Genomic DNA, 16218 nt, shown 5'->3' with positions numbered 1-16218 from the left:
TCGTTCGCCTATACTGTACAGTACTAACGTGGAATGTTGAACAATTGATCAATTTTTACATCAGAAAGATTAAAAAAGTAGTATAGTAGGATGATAGTACGCTTCTCAACTGGCAAGCTATGCATCGCTTTTGCAAGAAGTGTAGGAGTAATTCTCTTACCAGCTACTTGAAGTCCTTCTATTTCTTCTCCCTTTTAGTGTTTGTCTAAGGTATAGAGCTGTTTTTCTTCTAGCGGTGTTAAATTTGAAAATGTTATCTCCGTTTCTGCCTTTCTTTGTATATGTTGATTGCTTCATTTTTCAGTACTCGCTTACAAAAAGCGTTAAATGCACAACGCACCTGCCGTTCGGTACCATACACTCAACTCTCTTCGAAACTGCAAAGATGGGTGATGATTTCCCCTTTCATTACCTTCAACAAGTTTTTTTGTAAAATGCCAAAAATCAGAGAAAAATTTTTAAAAAAACAATAACACGAGTTAATTTCATAATCCCGAGCCCTTGGGGCTCAAGGCTTTCAAGACGTAAAAAAATAGGCACCTCCCCAAATCCTGTATAATGTAAGTTACCACACAAACATAACAGACTGGAGAGATGCCCTATGTCCATTATACGTCAACCAAGCCTATTTGACATGCATGAATTATATGAGTTGGAACCTACCCACCACTTTGAGGCTGTTTTTTCGACAATCGATCTGAATCCTTTTTGGAATCTTTTCGATAAACCAAAAAAAGTAGGTGCCCCAAGAGAACTGAATTATGGTGCCATGGTCTATTCACTTATCGCTCGTATGGTGGAGCGTATCGTGACAATCAAGGACCTAATCAAACGGTTAAAACGTGACCCGGTTTTTCGATATGACTGTGGGTTTCTTCACTCGGACCAAATTCCATCTGAAGCCTCCTATTCAAGGATGATTACTGTCATCAGCGAATCAAATGTGATGACACATATCCATGATGAACTGATTCTACTTGCCATCAACGAGGGGCATATCAGCGATGAAAACATCGCCTTCGTTGCCACGCATTTTGAGGCAAGAGATCGTGCGCAAGCCTCCAAAAAGAAAGAAAAGCAGACACCGAAAAAGCGCGGACGCAAGCCGAAGGTGGAACGAGAGCAATGGTTAAAGGAAAAACAGGCTGCCGAAAACGCACGCCCGATTTATGAGAAAGAGATTGTTCACCAGCTATCCGAATCAGTGGAAACGTTGTATAAAGAAGCTCCCATCGAACCAAAATGGGGAATCAAGAAAAACAGTGATGGGAAAAATACCTTCTGGTTTGGTTATAAAGGACATTTAGCCGTCAGCACAAAGAGTCAATACATTCTAACGGGTATAATGACGTCAGGAAATCTCAATGATGGGAAGGCAGCCATCCCATTATTGAAGAAAATTGATCGGGATCTTCCAGCTTTATTTACCGCCGGTCTTTTCGATGCAGGTTATGATTATGAGCCCATATATCAGCAATTAACCAATCAGAATCTACAGGCTGTCATCCCATATAACCAGCGCAATGAAAGGGAAGTAGTTGGATACGATGAACATTTCGCACCTACATGCGTCCGGGAACATTCTTATCGTTACGACAGCTTCGACCAGAAGTACAAGACACTGAAATACACACGTCCAAAAGAATGTACAGCTTGCCCATTGCGACTCGATTCCCTTTGTCAAATGACCTTTAAAATCAGGCAATCGACGGATATCCGCAAGTACACACATCCAGCTAGAGGTTCGAAAAAGTGGAATGAACTTTACAAGGAACGCACAGCTGTTGAACGGGTTAATGCGTACTTAAAGGAATTCTTTGGACTCAATAATGTCCGTCATCGGACCGGTAAGAAAGCCAGGCTTCACTTCCAATTGGTGACGCTTGTTTACAATGCCTCAAAATTAGCCGCAGACCGGATCAGACTAGAAATGGAGCAACATTCGTTAAAAACAGCGTGATTAAATCGCAATACCTTTTTAAAAAAACATTAAAAAACATCGTAGGGTAACTCAACCCATTTTCAAAAACGTCAATTATGAAATCGATTCACACAACTGAATATTAACAGTTGGGTAGAATCATTTTTAATATTTAATATAAAGGACCAAAAGAAGAAATACTTTAAATGTCAAACTCTATTTTATTACAATTCCATAAAAACTGATCGAACAAAATAATGAATAATACAAAAATAAAGTTTTTTAAAGTCATTTCTTATCTGTTAAACGTAATTAAACATGAAAGGTCTAGCTAAATAAAATAGTAAGAACATAAAAAGGGAGGCTTGGGAACATGTTAGACAAAACATAGATCAAGGAGTTGTAGTAGACTTAAAGCTTGACAGTTATTACTTCACTAATAAGGTACAATTTGCTGGTCATTATGTGGCAATGTATGGATATGACGACAGTTTTGCCTACCTGATTGATACAAAGCAACAGGGGGGAATGGTAAAAACAAGTCTTGAAAATTTGGCATTGGCAAGAAACGAAAAAGGTCCAATGTCTCAAAAAATCTGTCTTATACCATTAAGAAAAAAGAGGATATGCCAAATTTAAAGGATGTGATTATAACAGCAATCAAAAATAACGCTTTAGATTATAAGAATCCTCCTATCAAAAATTTGGGCTATAAAGGTATTAAGAAAACAATTGTAGAGATTAAGAAGTGGTTTGAGAGAAGTGAAAATATTGAGGATGATTTAGTTTTAGCAGCCACACTAATGGAGCGAGGGGGAACTGGAGAATCCCTATTTAGAAATATGTATAGAGATTTCTTAAAAGAATGTTTGAGTATAGTTGATTATACTCCTTTACAAAATGGATATATTCTATTTACTAAAATCGCACCTATGTGGGAGGAGGTATCTAAGCTTATTAATAAGGCTGGAGAGACTCATGAATTACTATTCCTAAATCAGGCTTCTGATATTCTTTTAGAGTTATCAAACAAAGAATATGAAGCAATGAATCAACTATCAAGAATCTGTTGACTGCGATGCTTTCAAAAAATGAGTTTTAGAAAAGTGGATTCATGATTCTTGTTCCATTGGGGGGGATTGGGAACGGCTTCATACTGCCTTTGTTGCACCTCCTTTGGGCTCCCGTACATCTTTCGCAGCGGCCGGATGCGGCTTCTTACCGTATTTTCCCCAACTTCAATTTCCGGATCGTGCTCCTTTAGCCAGTCCCATATTTGAGTAGCGGAGAGGTCGGGGTATTCCCTCTGATTCTGGCAATGTATTGTTAAGGTATGAGTTGAAAAAAAGATATAGAAAATATCGACTACTTGCTGTGCTAACAGGTTATGAAAATTAACTAATTCGTTTGGTTTATGTTGGTATGATTTATTACGTAAAGGCAACTGTCTGGATCGAGCGCAAAATGACAGGATTTAGAGAAGTTAATAAGGTAACATGCCATTAAAGGAGTGAACCATATGGCACTGGTAGAATCATTACAAAAGACAATCGAATACATGGAAGCCCATCTGCTGGATGACATCACGATCAAAGACATTGCTGAACAAGCTCATCTATCTCCCGAGCACTGTACTAGAACTGGTGCAGTCAGGGCGTTTTCAAAGAGGCAAATGGTTTAAAAGGTTAGATAAAGAAGATAAAGGGCATGTTCGTCGTTCCCTTGAATCAGTGGGAATGTGGGAGATGCATCATAAAAAGATAGGGGAATTATCAGGTGGATAAAAGCAGCGGATATCAATTGCTCGTGTGTTCTCAACAGATCCAGATTTGTTTATATTAGATGAACCTACAATTGGAATGGATGTACGTTCACGTAATGAATTTTATAAATTATTGAAGCACAATAGTACAGAGCATGACAAGGGTATCTTAATGGTTACACACGATCATGAAGAGATTCGTCACTACGCTAATAAACACATTGAGTTGATACGGAAGGAGGACTCACCTTGGAGATGTTTTTCTATGGATTGATGCAAAGAGCTTTCCAAGCTTCATTTTTAATCTCATTAATCACTCCAATATTAGGATTGTTTTTGGTATTGCGTAGGCAATCACTAATGGCAGATACTTTATCCCATGTCTCGTTATCTGGGGTAGCGCTTGGTCTGTTAATTGGCATCAATCCGACATGTACCAATATTCTCGTGGTAATCATTATCGCAACTCTGCTTGCATTTTTGCGTCAAATTTATCGCACATATTCTGAAATTTCGATTGCCATATTAATGTCTGTCGGAATGGCAGTAGCGCTTGTCCTGATGGAAATAAGTGCTGGTGGAATTACATTAAGTGTAACACAATTTCTATTCGGTTCAATTGTTACTATTCACAAAACAAATATGGATGTTACTAGGATTAACGATAATTATCGGATTATTATATTTAATATATCGAAAACCTATGTATGTTCTTACATTTGATGAGGAAACAGCTTTTAAAGCTGGCCTGCCTATTAAAACGATGTCGATTTTGTTTAATGTGTTAACAGGGGTCACAATAGCAGTAATAATGCCGATTGTCGGGGCTTTACTTGTCTCAGCCATTATCATTTTACCTGCAGCTATATCGCTTCGTTTAAGCAAAAGCTTCTACGGTGTCATATTAAATGAAATGGTCATTGCACTTGTCGGCATGTTAAGTGGTTTAGTCACTTCTTATGAATTGGGTACACCACCAGGCGCTTCCATCACAATAATTTTAATGTTGATTTTTGCAATCATAACACTTGCAAAGTACATGTTACATTACTTGAAATTTGATAGACTATTTAATAAAAGTCAAGGCTAGAATGAAATAAGCAGAAAAGACAAATCGAGTTTACATCGTAGAATTGTTATTTCAAATAATAAATTCCAAAACTCTACTTAATTCACAATGTATGAAAATCATTGAAGCCTTCAAACCAAATATATAAATAATTATAAAAAAGAACTAAAAGAATATTTCTACAAGCTATTATTAGAAAGAAGGATAGGTTATAAGCTGTTATATTAAGTTGGGGGCATAGATTGACAATATCGTAGTAATGTGTCTGCATAATAATATATAAGAGAAGCATTACCATTCATAACGAGAGAAATGGGGTTTTATAGTCACGATTAGAGCATTTTCAAGAAGTTCGACTAGCTGCTATAATATAATAGCCCATGCATTATACTTGGAGTTTAACAACATTCAAGTTATTATAGATAAATAAAATCCTTAATTAGGGTGATGATGAATGAAGTTTTCAAAGGCTACAGATTATGCTCTACATACGATGCTTTTTCTTACTGCAGCGACTCCGGATAAACCTGTGGGCGTTCAGCTGCTTGCTGAGAAGCAAAAGGTGTCACCAACTTATCTGTCCAAGATACTGACCAAGCTAGTAAAGGCTGGTATGATTGAATCCATAACAGGAGTGAATGGTGGATATAGACTGAAACGAAATTGGGAGGATATTTCGTTTCTTGACATTATTCATGCAATTGAGGGATCTGCCTCTTTGTTTGATTGTAGTTTCGATCACGGACCAGATTGTCCGATTCAAAGAGTAGTATTGGAAGCAGAGGAAAAAATGGAAGAGCATTTGAGAAATAAAAAAATGTCCGATCTTGTGCGGGAAATGAACATCGTTTTCTAGCACATATTCTTTCAACCAATTATAGATAATAAGTGTCTCTATAGTCTTTAATGAAATTATAATAAAAAATTAGGAGAATCCAAAAATGAACATGTATAAAAGGACCGTATAAGTTGATTCAAGATACAGCGATTTTTAATCCGGTATTGTGAAACGATGTCCCCGGAAGATTATAGGAAAGAGATCGAAAGTTAAGGAAGAGTTTCTGTACGTAGTCTGCATATTCATATCGCTGACTGTCATCGAATTTTACTAGGGATTTATGACTGAAAAATCTATATACAGAGTAAAATCAGCGCCTATCGATGATGTTTCAAAGATGTGTAAATTATTTAAAAGTCGAATGAGCTAGTGGATAAGTTCTTATGTAAGGAGGTGATGCCAACATGTAACATCGTAGCAGAGTGAGAATACAGTATTTCAGTAGTACTGGTTAGGTCTTAACTACATATGAGATGTACAGAGTAATTATTGGGCGTATACACATTTGGAAAGTTAAACTAATAAGAGGAAGGGAGTTAATCATGAAGGAAGTTGATGTTGTTATTATTGGAGGAGGTCCTGCTGGTTTAAGCGCTGGACTTATACTAGGACGGGCTAGGAAGAAGACGTTGATTATCGATGAGGGGCAACCGCGTAATGCAGTGACTAGAGAGGCTCATGCCTTTTTAACACGTGATGGCATTAGCCCACATGAATTTAGAAATATTGCTAAATCGCAGCTTCACACTTATCCGTCAGTTTCACATTTGGAAGATACTATCGAGTTGATAGAAGGTGAAGATGGTCAATTTTTGTTGGAAACTGCTTCAGGGTTGAAGATAGCCACTAGAAAACTGTTGTTTGCTATCGGAATGAAGGATCGCGATCTTGGCATACCAGGGTTGGCGGAGGTCTATGGTAAGAGCGCATTTGTATGCCCGTATTGTGATGGCTGGGAACTAAGAGATCAGCAATTAGTTGTCATAAACAGAGGAGCAGCGCTAATGCATTTTGTCCCATTGATTTACGGGTGGACAAAGCAGTTTGTAGTTTGTACAAATGGTCCCAATGAATTAAGTGAAGCAGAACGTGAAGAATTGCGTGCGCATAATATCCCGTTATTTCATTCACCAATTCATTCCATCCAATCAAATCAAGGCATGGTAAGGCATGTTAAGCTTGAGGATGGAACAGAAATTCCATGCACAGGAATTTTCTTCAAGGCAGAATTGGTACTTGGATCGGAATTACCTGTCGCACTTGGTTGCCGGATGTTGGATACTGGAATAATTGAAGTCGATGAGTTTGGAAAAACAAGTGTACCTGGTGTTTATGCAGCTGGGGATGCAACTACACACTTGCACCAATCTATTGTTGCAGCTGCTTCAGGAGCTGTATCCGCAGCCGCAATAAACGGAGAATTAAATCGAGAAGAATGGCATAAGAACAACGTTTGATTCAAATTCTAAATATATTTATAAAGAGGACTTTAAATTTATAATGTACCCTTTGTAAAAGACACTTTTATAAGGCCAAGCTACTTGAAGAAAGTGATTCCAGTACTATGAAATACTCCTCATTACCATTTATGAATCAACTCTTTAGAAAAGGTGGCAGGGTCACTCCTGCACGATTTGCCACTGTGCAAAAATAGTCCTAAAACAGGTCTGTCAATAAATTTGTGGAATTGACCGTAAAAAAATTTAGTCGGTGTGGAGGATAATCCTGTCCACGAAGCGGATAGACAACCAGAGGTGCGATTATTTCCACAAAAAAGGAGCCATTCCTTCTTTAGACTGTACCCTTTGTAAAGGACAATCATAAAAAAGCTAGGCAGACTTAAGAAGGTGATCTCTGTATTGAATAGGGGTCATCAGATTCCATTGATATCTGTAACGGTTATAGTAAATCATGTATTTTAAACATGACTTTTGATACACTGTTTCAGGAGGTGTTTTTATATGACTGCCAAGGGCAAAATAACATTGCCACAAAAACGTACAGTTATTTTTACCGTAACTATTCTTTATACTATTTTGATACTATATTTTATTTTTTTCGCTTTCGGCAGAATAGGTGCATTTGCAAGCACGACTGGGGTCACCTTTATTTTTTTTCCGATTGAGTTCTACCATTTGCCAAAGATTTCTGATTTTCTGCATCCTACTCTGATGGATTTCGTAGATCTAGGAAATGTGGCAGCCTTTATTCCATTCGGCATATTGATTCCATTGTTATTCCGTGTGAAGTTTATTCGTTTCTTTTCATTGTTCTTCCTGTCTATTCTCGTGATCGAAACCATACAGGCACTAACTTTGCTCGGAAGCTTTGATATTAACGATGCCATTCAAAACTCTCTAGGCGCAAGCATCGGATTCGGAGCGTACAAACTAGGGTATCGAACAAAAAACTTTTGGCTAAATATGGCTATTACCGTTATCACGTGTATTGTTATTCTAATCGGGGTATTAGCAATTTGCGGAATTGTGGAGAAAACGTTCACCAAAGCAGAGGGTCCCTTTATAGCTTTAAATGAACTGAAAAATAGTTCCGGGCATACAACAGCGGGAACAAAACCGTACAGCTTTAAAGTTAGCGGTCAAAACGTCGAACCTGGATATAATATATTTGGCGCCAAAGGCAAAGGAAGTGAAACCTACACTTATACGTCCAAGAAGGAGATTATTTTTTCATTTTATTATGGAATACCGGACTTAATGGATAGTGATGGAAGTATACGAGTTTTAGTCGATGGTCGTGAGGTATTATCCGGCTCTGGAACGGAGCAACTGAATTATCCGGAATTGTTTCCACAAATGTTTGAAATTCCACTTGAACGTGCAAGTAAGATTACGATAATCGTTAAGGGGAATGAAAAGCTTTGGGATGTAGGGTTTAGGGAAATGAAATATTTCTGGAAATGATTCAAACGTTTTGTTCAAGATAATGGTCTTTTTTCTTTTTCCCACCCCAAACATGTGGTGCTAGTATATTTTCATGGACACATCCTAGTTAGTTTCATAATTTTTGAGGAATAAGATTAAGAAGAGGTGTGTCCAATGAAAGGCCATAATAAAAACCAAAATAAATTTAATGAAGATTTCAAAAGGATGGTTGTGGAATTATATCAATCTGGCACTCCAGTCAAGCAATTAACCAGCGAATATGGTGCATCTGATGTCTCCATTTATAATTGGGTCAAAAAGTTTTCTCCCGTCAAATTTGAAGATGGAACCGTGGCAACGGCGGATGACTATACCAAGATTCAAAAGGAGCTTCGCCGGCTGCAGGAAGAAAATGAAATCTTAAAAAAGGCTATGGCCATATTCGCGAAAAGGTAAGCCAATCTGCAGTAGCTTCCGTGATTGATCAACATAAAGACCAACATCCCATCCAAACTATGTGTGAAGTCTTGGAATTGCCGCGAAGCTCCTACTACCTAACACTCCAAGAAACCGAATCCAAGCGTGAGCGGGAAAACAAGGAGCTGACAAAAAGGATCAAAGAGATCCACGAAGAAAGCAAAGGACGTTATGGAGCCCCAAAAATTCACCAATATCTCTGTGCGGAAGGATATAGAGTAAGTCTGAAACGTGTACAGAGACTGATGAAAAAAGAGGGCATCCGTTCCATCGTCATTAAAAAATATCGGCCAACACCAAGCAAAGAAACAGTTATCGAACGCGAGAATATCCTGGCCAGGGACTTTTCTACGACCACCATCAATGAAAAATGGGTGGCCGATATTACGTATATCCATACATTAAAGGATGGCTGGTGCTACCTTGCTTCTGTGATGGACCTGCATTCAAAGAAAATCGTAGGCTATTCCTTTTCTTGTACAATGACAACAGACCTGGTGATTAAAGCATTGGATAACGCCTATGCCACGCATCTACCACCAGAGGAGTTAATTCTGCACAGTGACTTGGGTTCCCAATATACGAGTGAGGCTTTCATGGAAGAGGTTGAGTCAAAAAAGATCAGACAATCATTCAATCGAAAGGGCTGCCCGTACGATAACGCCTGTATTGAATCCTTCCATGCTATTTTGAAGAAGGAAGAAATACATCACGTAACTTATCTGGATTACGCCTCTGCAAAGATTCATCTCTTCCAATACATTGAAGGCTGGTATAATCGAAAGCGAATGCATGGCAGCCTTCAATATAAGACCCCACAACAGGTTGAAGATGAAATCCGGGTGGCGGCTAAGTCACTGCATCATGTCTGAGCACGGCGCTTTACATGGAGGGGGGGCATGTTAGGCTCGTCCGCCTGCGAAAGGATTGTTTGACCCTTTCGCCCTTCGCAAGACACCCATGCCCATAGAGGCTCCATGTCAAGCGACATAGACCAACCCACTCTTATGAAATGGAGCTCTGTCCAATCCACCATCTATTTTGTGTCCAGAATATTGGCGTAGATCCAATTATACGATTTACAGTGCTATGAACATTAATTTATTTAATAAGGTTTTTCAACACTATAATCCGAATACCCAAAAGAAAAAGAAATTCAAAGAAGTTGAAGCTACTTTCATAAAATTGTTACCTGATCAATTCCCGAATTGGGGTCAAATAGGCTATGAATGGGTTTATGAAGAAATCTATGGTGCTGACTTTTCACCACTGACTAAAGCAATGGAGGAGGGTTATTTTTAACCCTCTTTCTACACTATTTTCCGATTACCCCATAAAAATTATAACCAAATAAAAATCTTAAATAAAGTGTTTGAGCCTCAATTGATTTTCAAAAGTCATTGCATATGCATGTTAAAACCATGGATAATATTTCCCATACTTGGAACTGGAGATAAAAAGAGGACATATAACGTTGATTTATCGTGGTATTAATAAAACCATATTTGAAAAGTTCGATTAAAATATAATAAAAACCTGGTTATAGCTATTTTCAAGTACTTATTTTTTTATCAATTAATTCACTTACTATTGGCTATATTATTTAATATTTCTTAAGCCTTACGATAAACATTATTCTACTTGAACACCTTTAATTTGATACTATTTTCCGATTAACCAATTTCTTTAACCCCACCATTATACTTATAGATGATAATAATTTCTGATTTTTGGAAAGTGGATGATGACCTTCGTATATTTCCCATCTTCTGAATGAATGGAAAGGTCATGTCCTAATTTAAGAGCCATTTCTTTTGCAAGGTAGAGACCTAAACCGGTAGATTTGGCATGACTTCTCCCAATAGATCCTGTAAATCCTTTTTCAAATACGCGGCTGATATCCTCTGGCTTAATTCCAATGCCTGTATCTTGAATCTGTAGCCGCTTTTCTTTTAGATCTTCCTCAAATTGTACGGAGATTTCCCCGCCTTCACCTGTATATTTTAAAGAATTTGAAAAAACTTGATCCATAATAAAACCAAGCCATTTACTGTCGGTATGGACAACCTGTTCAATATTGTCCATATGAAAACGAATTTGCTTGTTAATAAAAGATTTGGCAAATTTCTTTACACTGTTTTTAGCAACTTGATCCAACACTACCTCGGAAATAAAATAATCTTTGGAAAAAGAATCAATGCGAGAATAATAAAGAGCCTGCTCCACGTAATTTTCGATTCTATCCAACTCATCTTCAAACTTGTCCACAAGGTATTCAACAGTTCTTCCATTACTGTTTTCCATAAGCAAGCGACCTGCCGCAATCGGAACCTTGACTTCATGAATCCAAGATGTAATAAAATCTTGATGATCCATTTTTTCGTTATACAACTTTTGTAATTGATCGCCATGCACACTATTTACTTTTTTTAATAACTCAAGATATAACAGTTGTTCATCGTTTCGCGGTTTAGGCAGAGTTGCGAGAAATTCTTCATGATTACTTTCAACCAAATCATTTAATTCCCGATAAAATTCTCTATTGTAATAGTATTCGATGATTACGTATATAGCTACAATAAAAAAGATAACCACATTGGTATATACGATATTACTTACAGTGTTTCTGGAATCTGTGCTCACAATCGTCATCAAAGAAACAAAGAACATAATGATCACGTTTAATATAAAGAAATTCCGTTTATCTTTTAGATATTGAAAGAAACTCATTGGATAATATAACCTTGTCCTTTCTTAGTCATAATGAAGTGTTCTTTTCCAAGTTCAGCAAGCTTTTTACGCAGACGAGCAATATTAACCGTCAATGTATTTTCGTCTACGAAATTTTCATTCTTCCAAAGGCTACGCATCATTTTCGTACGACTGACGATGGTTCCTTTATTTTTCATCAGGATTTTCAAAATAAGAAATTCTGTTTTCGTGAGTTCCGACTTTCGATCTCCATGTAAGGCCTCTCCGTTCTCAAGGTTTAATATAATTCCATCATGTTCGATTGTCTTAGACTGTGTTTCCATGTAGGAATACGTTCTGCGGAGGAGTGCATTAATTTTTGCAATCAATACATCCATATGGAAAGGTTTTTGAATATAATCATCTCCTCCCATGTTTATCGACATCACTATATCCATTGGTGTATCACGGGAAGAGAGAAAGATCATAGGGACCTTTGAAATTTCTCTGATTTTATTACACCAGTAAAATCCGTCAAACGATGGCAAATTGATATCCATGATGACTAGGTGAGGATCATGATTAAGAAATACCTGCATGATTTGGTCAAAGTCTTCGATCTTAACGGTTTCAAAACCCCACTTTTCTAATGTTTCCCCTACCATATCACGAATGGTCAAATCATCTTCCACAATCATGATTTTCATTCCTCTTCCCTCCAAACAATCATCCTTCTTTAACATCATATTAATTGAATATCGACCAACATACAAAGAAAATATCGTGTTTAAACATATTTTTTATCAATGTGACGAAAATGTAAGGTTACGAGATCAAGCTGTAAGTTTATATAAAGGGCACCTATTGTAAAATAAAAACGTAAAACAAAACAACTCTGAATGGAGGATTTAAATATGAAAACTATTGTCGAAGCAAAACAAATAAAAAAAGTCTATGGTGCAAAGGGAAATGTATTTTCAGCTTTGGAGGATATAGACTTAACCGTCATGGAAGGTGAATTCGTCGGTATTATGGGTCCCTCGGGTGCTGGTAAATCAACTTTACTAAATATATTGGCAACAATTGACGAGCCGACTGCTGGTGACATCGTGGTTGACGGAATCAATTTGACAAAGATGAATGAAGAGCAATTATCTGCCTTTCGCCGTGACAAACTTGGTTTCCTTTTCCAAGACTATAATTTATTAGATACTCTAACTGTGAAAGAAAATATTATCTTGCCGTTAGCCTTGGCAAAATTGAACGTTAAGGAATTGGAACGAAGAGCAGATGAAGTGGCAGATAAGTTTGGCATTCGCGACATTTTAAATAAGTACCCGTATCAAATTTCTGGGGGACAAAAGCAACGCACGGCAGCATCACGCGCGATTATTTCAAAGCCAAACCTAATATTGGCAGATGAACCAACAGGTGCGTTGGATTCGAAATCAGCAACAGACTTATTAGAAAGTTTAAAGGATCTTAATGAACAAGACAAGGCAACAATTTTAATGGTTACCCATGATGCTTATGCGGCAAGTTATTGTAATCGCGTCCTATTTATTAAAGACGGTAAAATCTTCACAGAACTTGTGAAAGGGAAAAGATCCCGCAAAGAATTTTTCAACAAGGTGTTGGATGTTCTATCAGCACTGGGGGGTGGAGCAAATGACGTTATTTAGTTTAGCAAGGAAAAATATTAAAGGTAACTTCAATAATTATTTTGTCTATTTTGTTACGCTCGTCTTCAGCATGGTTATTTATTATACGTTCACTTCCTTGCAATATAGCGAAAAAATTCAGGAAAGCATTGAATTGTCGGATACAATGAGTTTCATGTTTGGGGTATCATCAATTATCTTAATTTTATTCGTAGCAATCTTTATTTTGTACTCCAATTCATTCTTCACAAGAAAAAGGAAGAAAGAAGTCGGATTGTACGCCATACTTGGTTTACGCAAGAAAACCATTGCAAAAATGTTATTTTATGAAAATTTGATTATGGGAATCATTGCAATAGTTATTGGAATTATTCTTGGAACCTTACTTTCCAAATTATTTGCAATGATTTTAATAAAACTTATGGGTTCAATTGCCGAGGTGGACTTCGGTATTTCCATTCTAGCGATTACCCAAACAGTCATAGTCTTTATGGTCATTATTTTATTCACTTCCGTTCAAGGTTACCGTTTGATTTATCGTTTTACATTAATCGAATTATTCTATGATGAGAAAAAAGGTGAACAAATTCCAAAGGTTTCACTTATATCGGCTGTTATCGGAGTTATATTGCTTGTCGTTAGTTACTGGCTGATATTAAAACCATTTCCTGACGAATTTACTACGGAATATTTAATGAAAAATTATGGTATTGCTTTTGTTGCTCTCGTCATTGGCACCCATTTATTTTTTCGATCTGTAACGGTCTATTTATTAAGATTATCACAAAAAAATAAGTCGCGTTATTACAGAGGAACTAGAATAATTGAAACATCTCGTTTACTGTTTCGTATTAGAGGGAATGCACGTACCTTTACAGTCATTGCATTGTTGAGTTCTGCAACGATCTGTTTCTTAGGTGCAACTTACAGTGGGTATTACAGCAACGAAAAAAGAGCTGAGGAAGTTGTTCCGTTCAGTTATTCGCATTTGTCAAAAGGTCCAGAATTTGATTCGCAGGTGGAGAGCATAATAAAAGCAGATCATCGACATCCAATAAAAGCCCAACTAGACATACCCGTCATTCAGGTAAAAGGAATACTCTCATTTCAACTGGATTATGACATAAATCCTGTGCAATTAATCTCAGAAAGTACATTTAATAAAGCAGCGAATGCTTTAAATAAGGATGAAACAGTCTTACTATCAAGAAATCAAGCAGCAGTAATCCAGCCAAGGTTTACTGAATATACGAAGTCGGTTTTTAAAGGAGAAAATATAACGATTCAATTGCCTCAAGGAAGCAGCGAACTGCCATTTGTTCATATGGTTGAAAGTAATGTGCTACCTTTCGATTATCCCGATTTCTTTCTCGTAGTCAGTAACGAAATGTTTGCTGAGATAGCCAAAAAAGAGGCTCCATTAACTTATAAAGTATATGAAGTGGAAAATGAAGTAACGGCACAAGCCACTTCAAAGAAAGTAAATAAACTGGTTGGAAACGATTTTCAAGTTTCTTCATCATTTTATACTGAGTATAAGCAAGGTAAAGAAGGAAACGCAATTACTCTCTTTATTTTTGGTTTTTTGGGACTTGTATTTTTAGCGGCAAGTGGAAGTATCATTTATTTCAAACAGTTAACAGAAGCGAATGAGGCGAAAGGACACTATGAAATCCTTAGAAAAATCGGTGTCAATAAAAAGGATATACGTAAATCAATCAAAAGACAGTCATTATTTGTGTTCGGATTGCCACTAACCGTAGGAATATTGCATAGTTGTGTGACATTGTACTTTACTAGCAACTTTATTTCTAATCTAATTGGAATCAATCTTATCTTCCCTATTCTAATGGCTATAGTCTTCTTTGTTATCATCTATGCAGTCTATTATGTATTAACTGTTAATACGTACAATCGCATTGTAAACAAATAAGAGCGAAACATCTCTCGAATGTTCGGTTCGAGAGGTGTTTTGTCATGTATTCCTTTGTTAAAAAAATCCTCATTGCTCTAGAATCTAGACCGATTATATTATTGAAGTTCAATTTGAACATCTTTAAATCTTCTAACATCAAAAAATCGAATGATTGGAAATATGATAACTCCCATACAAAATGTATCGCCAATAGAAACACAATTCAGCTTGTAATATCAGAAATAACACCATATTCTTTCATTAATTTATTTTTAACCATGTAATATTCTTTCTCAGTAATCAATTTACGGGTTAGCAGTTGTTTTAACATAGCAATTTGCATACTATAAGGAATCAAATTCTGTTTCAAAAAACACGCCCCCTTATAATTAATCAATTAAAAATCAGACGGCTGTTGGTCACAGCTCCACGGGAATTTCACCCCTGCAAGTATTGCTTCCAGCCCTATTCATAGCTTGCGACGCTTCAAACGCTCGAACCATGACGATAGAGGAGTATCATTATCCTGACTGATGGGTTATCGCCAGCAATCCACCACGATTGTTTTAGACAACGTATTATTTCGCTCGTTCCATGTTGGAAGTCTTGGCGTACTTGTCAGGTTGCTTATCATCAGCAGAATGTATCTGATTTTTGTTATACGGCATGGCGTTATCTTCCATGCTTTCTTTGTCAAAGAACAAATAATATAATGAAAGGGGAAATCTCTCTACTTAAATTTTGAAAGTTAAAATAGACTGCATTAGTTTGGAACGCAAACGATCACGTGTATCTTCATCGATACCCCAATAAATGTTCCCGCGCTCATCACGAAGCTTACGCATGGACAGACTGGTCATGTAGCTTCCATAATGCAGAATAACTACTTTCATTGCTTCTGGCTCACCCTTATTTGCAGCTAAAATAATTGGGTACGGCAATAAACCACGCTCGTTGTTTTCAACATTAGAATTAATCATCCCATTCATCTGCATGTTC

At 37.0% G+C, this 16218-nt stretch carries 15 protein-coding genes and 2 pseudogenes; 13 read left to right on the top strand and 4 right to left on the bottom strand.

Going from position 1 to position 16218, the window contains the following annotated elements; genetic code table 11:
• The first annotated feature begins 601 nt into the window (after nucleotides 1-601).
• From BMY57_RS14495 to BMY57_RS14445, 11 genes and pseudogenes are all read left to right on the top strand, one after another.
• A complete protein-coding gene (locus BMY57_RS14495; protein WP_091775842.1) occupies nucleotides 602-1960 on the top strand; it encodes a transposase in 1359 nt (452 codons plus the stop codon).
• A 312-nt stretch (nucleotides 1961-2272) separates the two neighbouring features.
• Complete coding sequence (locus tag BMY57_RS16525; RefSeq protein WP_077735397.1) at nucleotides 2273-2560, top strand: BtrH N-terminal domain-containing protein; 288 nt, start codon at nucleotides 2273-2275, stop codon at nucleotides 2558-2560.
• A complete protein-coding gene (locus BMY57_RS14485) occupies nucleotides 2479-2994 on the top strand; it encodes a DUF4872 domain-containing protein (protein WP_306291998.1) in 516 nt (171 codons plus the stop codon). The genes BMY57_RS16525 and BMY57_RS14485 overlap by 82 nt, the downstream gene beginning before the upstream one ends.
• Before the next feature lie 446 nt (nucleotides 2995-3440).
• Nucleotides 3441-3602: a helix-turn-helix transcriptional regulator gene (locus BMY57_RS14480; RefSeq protein ID WP_018705595.1), complete on the top strand. Its 162-nt coding sequence runs from the start codon at nucleotides 3441-3443 to the stop codon at nucleotides 3600-3602.
• Nucleotides 3544-3957 (top strand): annotated as a pseudogene (locus BMY57_RS14475) (metal ABC transporter ATP-binding protein); the annotation flags it as partial. The gene BMY57_RS14480 and the pseudogene BMY57_RS14475, both read left to right, overlap by 59 nt.
• Nucleotides 3939-4773: pseudogene (locus tag BMY57_RS14470) on the top strand (metal ABC transporter permease). The pseudogenes BMY57_RS14475 and BMY57_RS14470, both read left to right, overlap by 19 nt.
• A gap of 433 nt (nucleotides 4774-5206) precedes the next feature.
• Nucleotides 5207-5608: an RrF2 family transcriptional regulator gene (locus BMY57_RS14465; RefSeq protein WP_018705597.1), complete on the top strand. Its 402-nt coding sequence runs from the start codon at nucleotides 5207-5209 to the stop codon at nucleotides 5606-5608.
• A 524-nt stretch (nucleotides 5609-6132) separates the two neighbouring features.
• Entirely contained in the window at nucleotides 6133-7047 is a 915-nt protein-coding gene (locus BMY57_RS14460; protein ID WP_018705598.1) for an NAD(P)/FAD-dependent oxidoreductase, read from the top strand.
• Nucleotides 7048-7551: 504 nt separating this feature from the next.
• Nucleotides 7552-8514, top strand: coding sequence for a VanZ family protein (locus BMY57_RS14455; RefSeq protein WP_091775839.1), 963 nt, complete (start codon nucleotides 7552-7554; stop codon nucleotides 8512-8514).
• A 135-nt stretch (nucleotides 8515-8649) separates the two neighbouring features.
• Nucleotides 8650-9824, top strand: a protein-coding gene (locus BMY57_RS14450) for an IS3 family transposase (RefSeq protein WP_091775836.1) whose coding sequence is annotated in 2 segments (ribosomal slippage) — nucleotides 8650-8893 and nucleotides 8893-9824 — 1176 coding nt in all. Because the reading frame shifts where the segments join, the coding sequence is not laid out codon by codon here.
• Between the two features lie 217 nt (nucleotides 9825-10041).
• Nucleotides 10042-10254 (top strand): hypothetical protein, encoded by a 213-nt coding sequence (locus BMY57_RS14445; protein ID WP_091775833.1) that lies wholly within the window; start codon nucleotides 10042-10044, stop codon nucleotides 10252-10254.
• Between the two features lie 402 nt (nucleotides 10255-10656).
• On the opposite strand, the gene drcS is transcribed toward BMY57_RS14445, so the two are convergent.
• Both drcS and drcR read right to left on the bottom strand, forming a co-directional pair.
• A complete protein-coding gene (gene drcS, locus BMY57_RS14440) occupies nucleotides 10657-11682 on the bottom strand; it encodes a daptomycin efflux sensor histidine kinase DrcS (RefSeq protein ID WP_077113179.1) in 1026 nt (341 codons plus the stop codon).
• Entirely contained in the window at nucleotides 11679-12350 is a 672-nt protein-coding gene (gene drcR, locus BMY57_RS14435; protein ID WP_018705604.1) for a daptomycin efflux response regulator transcription factor DrcR, read from the bottom strand. Before drcR ends, drcS begins: the two co-directional genes overlap by 4 nt.
• Nucleotides 12351-12557: 207 nt before the next feature.
• Between drcR and drcA the strand changes: the two genes are divergently transcribed.
• Together drcA and drcB are read left to right on the top strand one after the other, a co-directional pair.
• Nucleotides 12558-13325 carry a daptomycin efflux ABC transporter ATP-binding protein DrcA gene (drcA, locus tag BMY57_RS14430; protein ID WP_018705605.1) on the top strand — a complete coding sequence of 256 codons (768 nt, stop codon included), beginning with the start codon at nucleotides 12558-12560 and terminating at the stop codon, nucleotides 13323-13325.
• Nucleotides 13312-15237, top strand: coding sequence for a daptomycin efflux ABC transporter permease DrcB (gene drcB / locus BMY57_RS14425; RefSeq protein WP_091775830.1), 1926 nt, complete (start codon nucleotides 13312-13314; stop codon nucleotides 15235-15237). Before drcA ends, drcB begins: the two co-directional genes overlap by 14 nt.
• A gap of 205 nt (nucleotides 15238-15442) precedes the next feature.
• Here the strand turns inward: drcB and BMY57_RS14420 are convergent, their stop codons facing one another.
• Both BMY57_RS14420 and BMY57_RS14415 read right to left on the bottom strand, forming a co-directional pair.
• Nucleotides 15443-15589, bottom strand: coding sequence for an SHOCT domain-containing protein (locus BMY57_RS14420; protein ID WP_091775827.1), 147 nt, complete (start codon nucleotides 15587-15589; stop codon nucleotides 15443-15445).
• A 364-nt stretch (nucleotides 15590-15953) separates the two neighbouring features.
• On the bottom strand, nucleotides 15954-16218 hold a 265-nt coding region (locus tag BMY57_RS14415; RefSeq protein ID WP_439895781.1), incomplete at its 5' end, for a helix-turn-helix domain-containing protein.

It is taken from the genome of Piscibacillus halophilus (assembly GCF_900110685.1).
GTDB lineage: Bacteria > Bacillota > Bacilli > Bacillales > Alkalibacillaceae > Piscibacillus > Piscibacillus halophilus.
Note: the sequence above shows the minus strand (reverse complement) of the source record. Positions and strands in the feature narration are given on the sequence as shown.

What these genes read in the sequence shown, in the direction of transcription:
- BMY57_RS14495 (WP_091775842.1), top strand. Translation starts at nt 602, where the DNA reads ATGTCCATTATACGTCAACCAAGCCTATTTGACATGCATGAATTATAT.
- BMY57_RS14480 (WP_018705595.1), top strand. Translation starts at nt 3,441, where the DNA reads ATGGCACTGGTAGAATCATTACAAAAGACAATCGAATACATGGAAGCC.
- BMY57_RS14465 (WP_018705597.1), top strand. Translation starts at nt 5,207, where the DNA reads ATGAAGTTTTCAAAGGCTACAGATTATGCTCTACATACGATGCTTTTT.
- BMY57_RS14460 (WP_018705598.1), top strand. Translation starts at nt 6,133, where the DNA reads ATGAAGGAAGTTGATGTTGTTATTATTGGAGGAGGTCCTGCTGGTTTA.
- BMY57_RS14455 (WP_091775839.1), top strand. Translation starts at nt 7,552, where the DNA reads ATGACTGCCAAGGGCAAAATAACATTGCCACAAAAACGTACAGTTATT.
- BMY57_RS14445 (WP_091775833.1), top strand. Translation starts at nt 10,042, where the DNA reads ATGAACATTAATTTATTTAATAAGGTTTTTCAACACTATAATCCGAAT.
- drcS (WP_077113179.1), bottom strand. Translation starts at nt 11,682, where the DNA reads ATGAGTTTCTTTCAATATCTAAAAGATAAACGGAATTTCTTTATATTA.
- drcR (WP_018705604.1), bottom strand. Translation starts at nt 12,350, where the DNA reads ATGAAAATCATGATTGTGGAAGATGATTTGACCATTCGTGATATGGTA.
- drcA (WP_018705605.1), top strand. Translation starts at nt 12,558, where the DNA reads ATGAAAACTATTGTCGAAGCAAAACAAATAAAAAAAGTCTATGGTGCA.
- drcB (WP_091775830.1), top strand. Translation starts at nt 13,312, where the DNA reads ATGACGTTATTTAGTTTAGCAAGGAAAAATATTAAAGGTAACTTCAAT.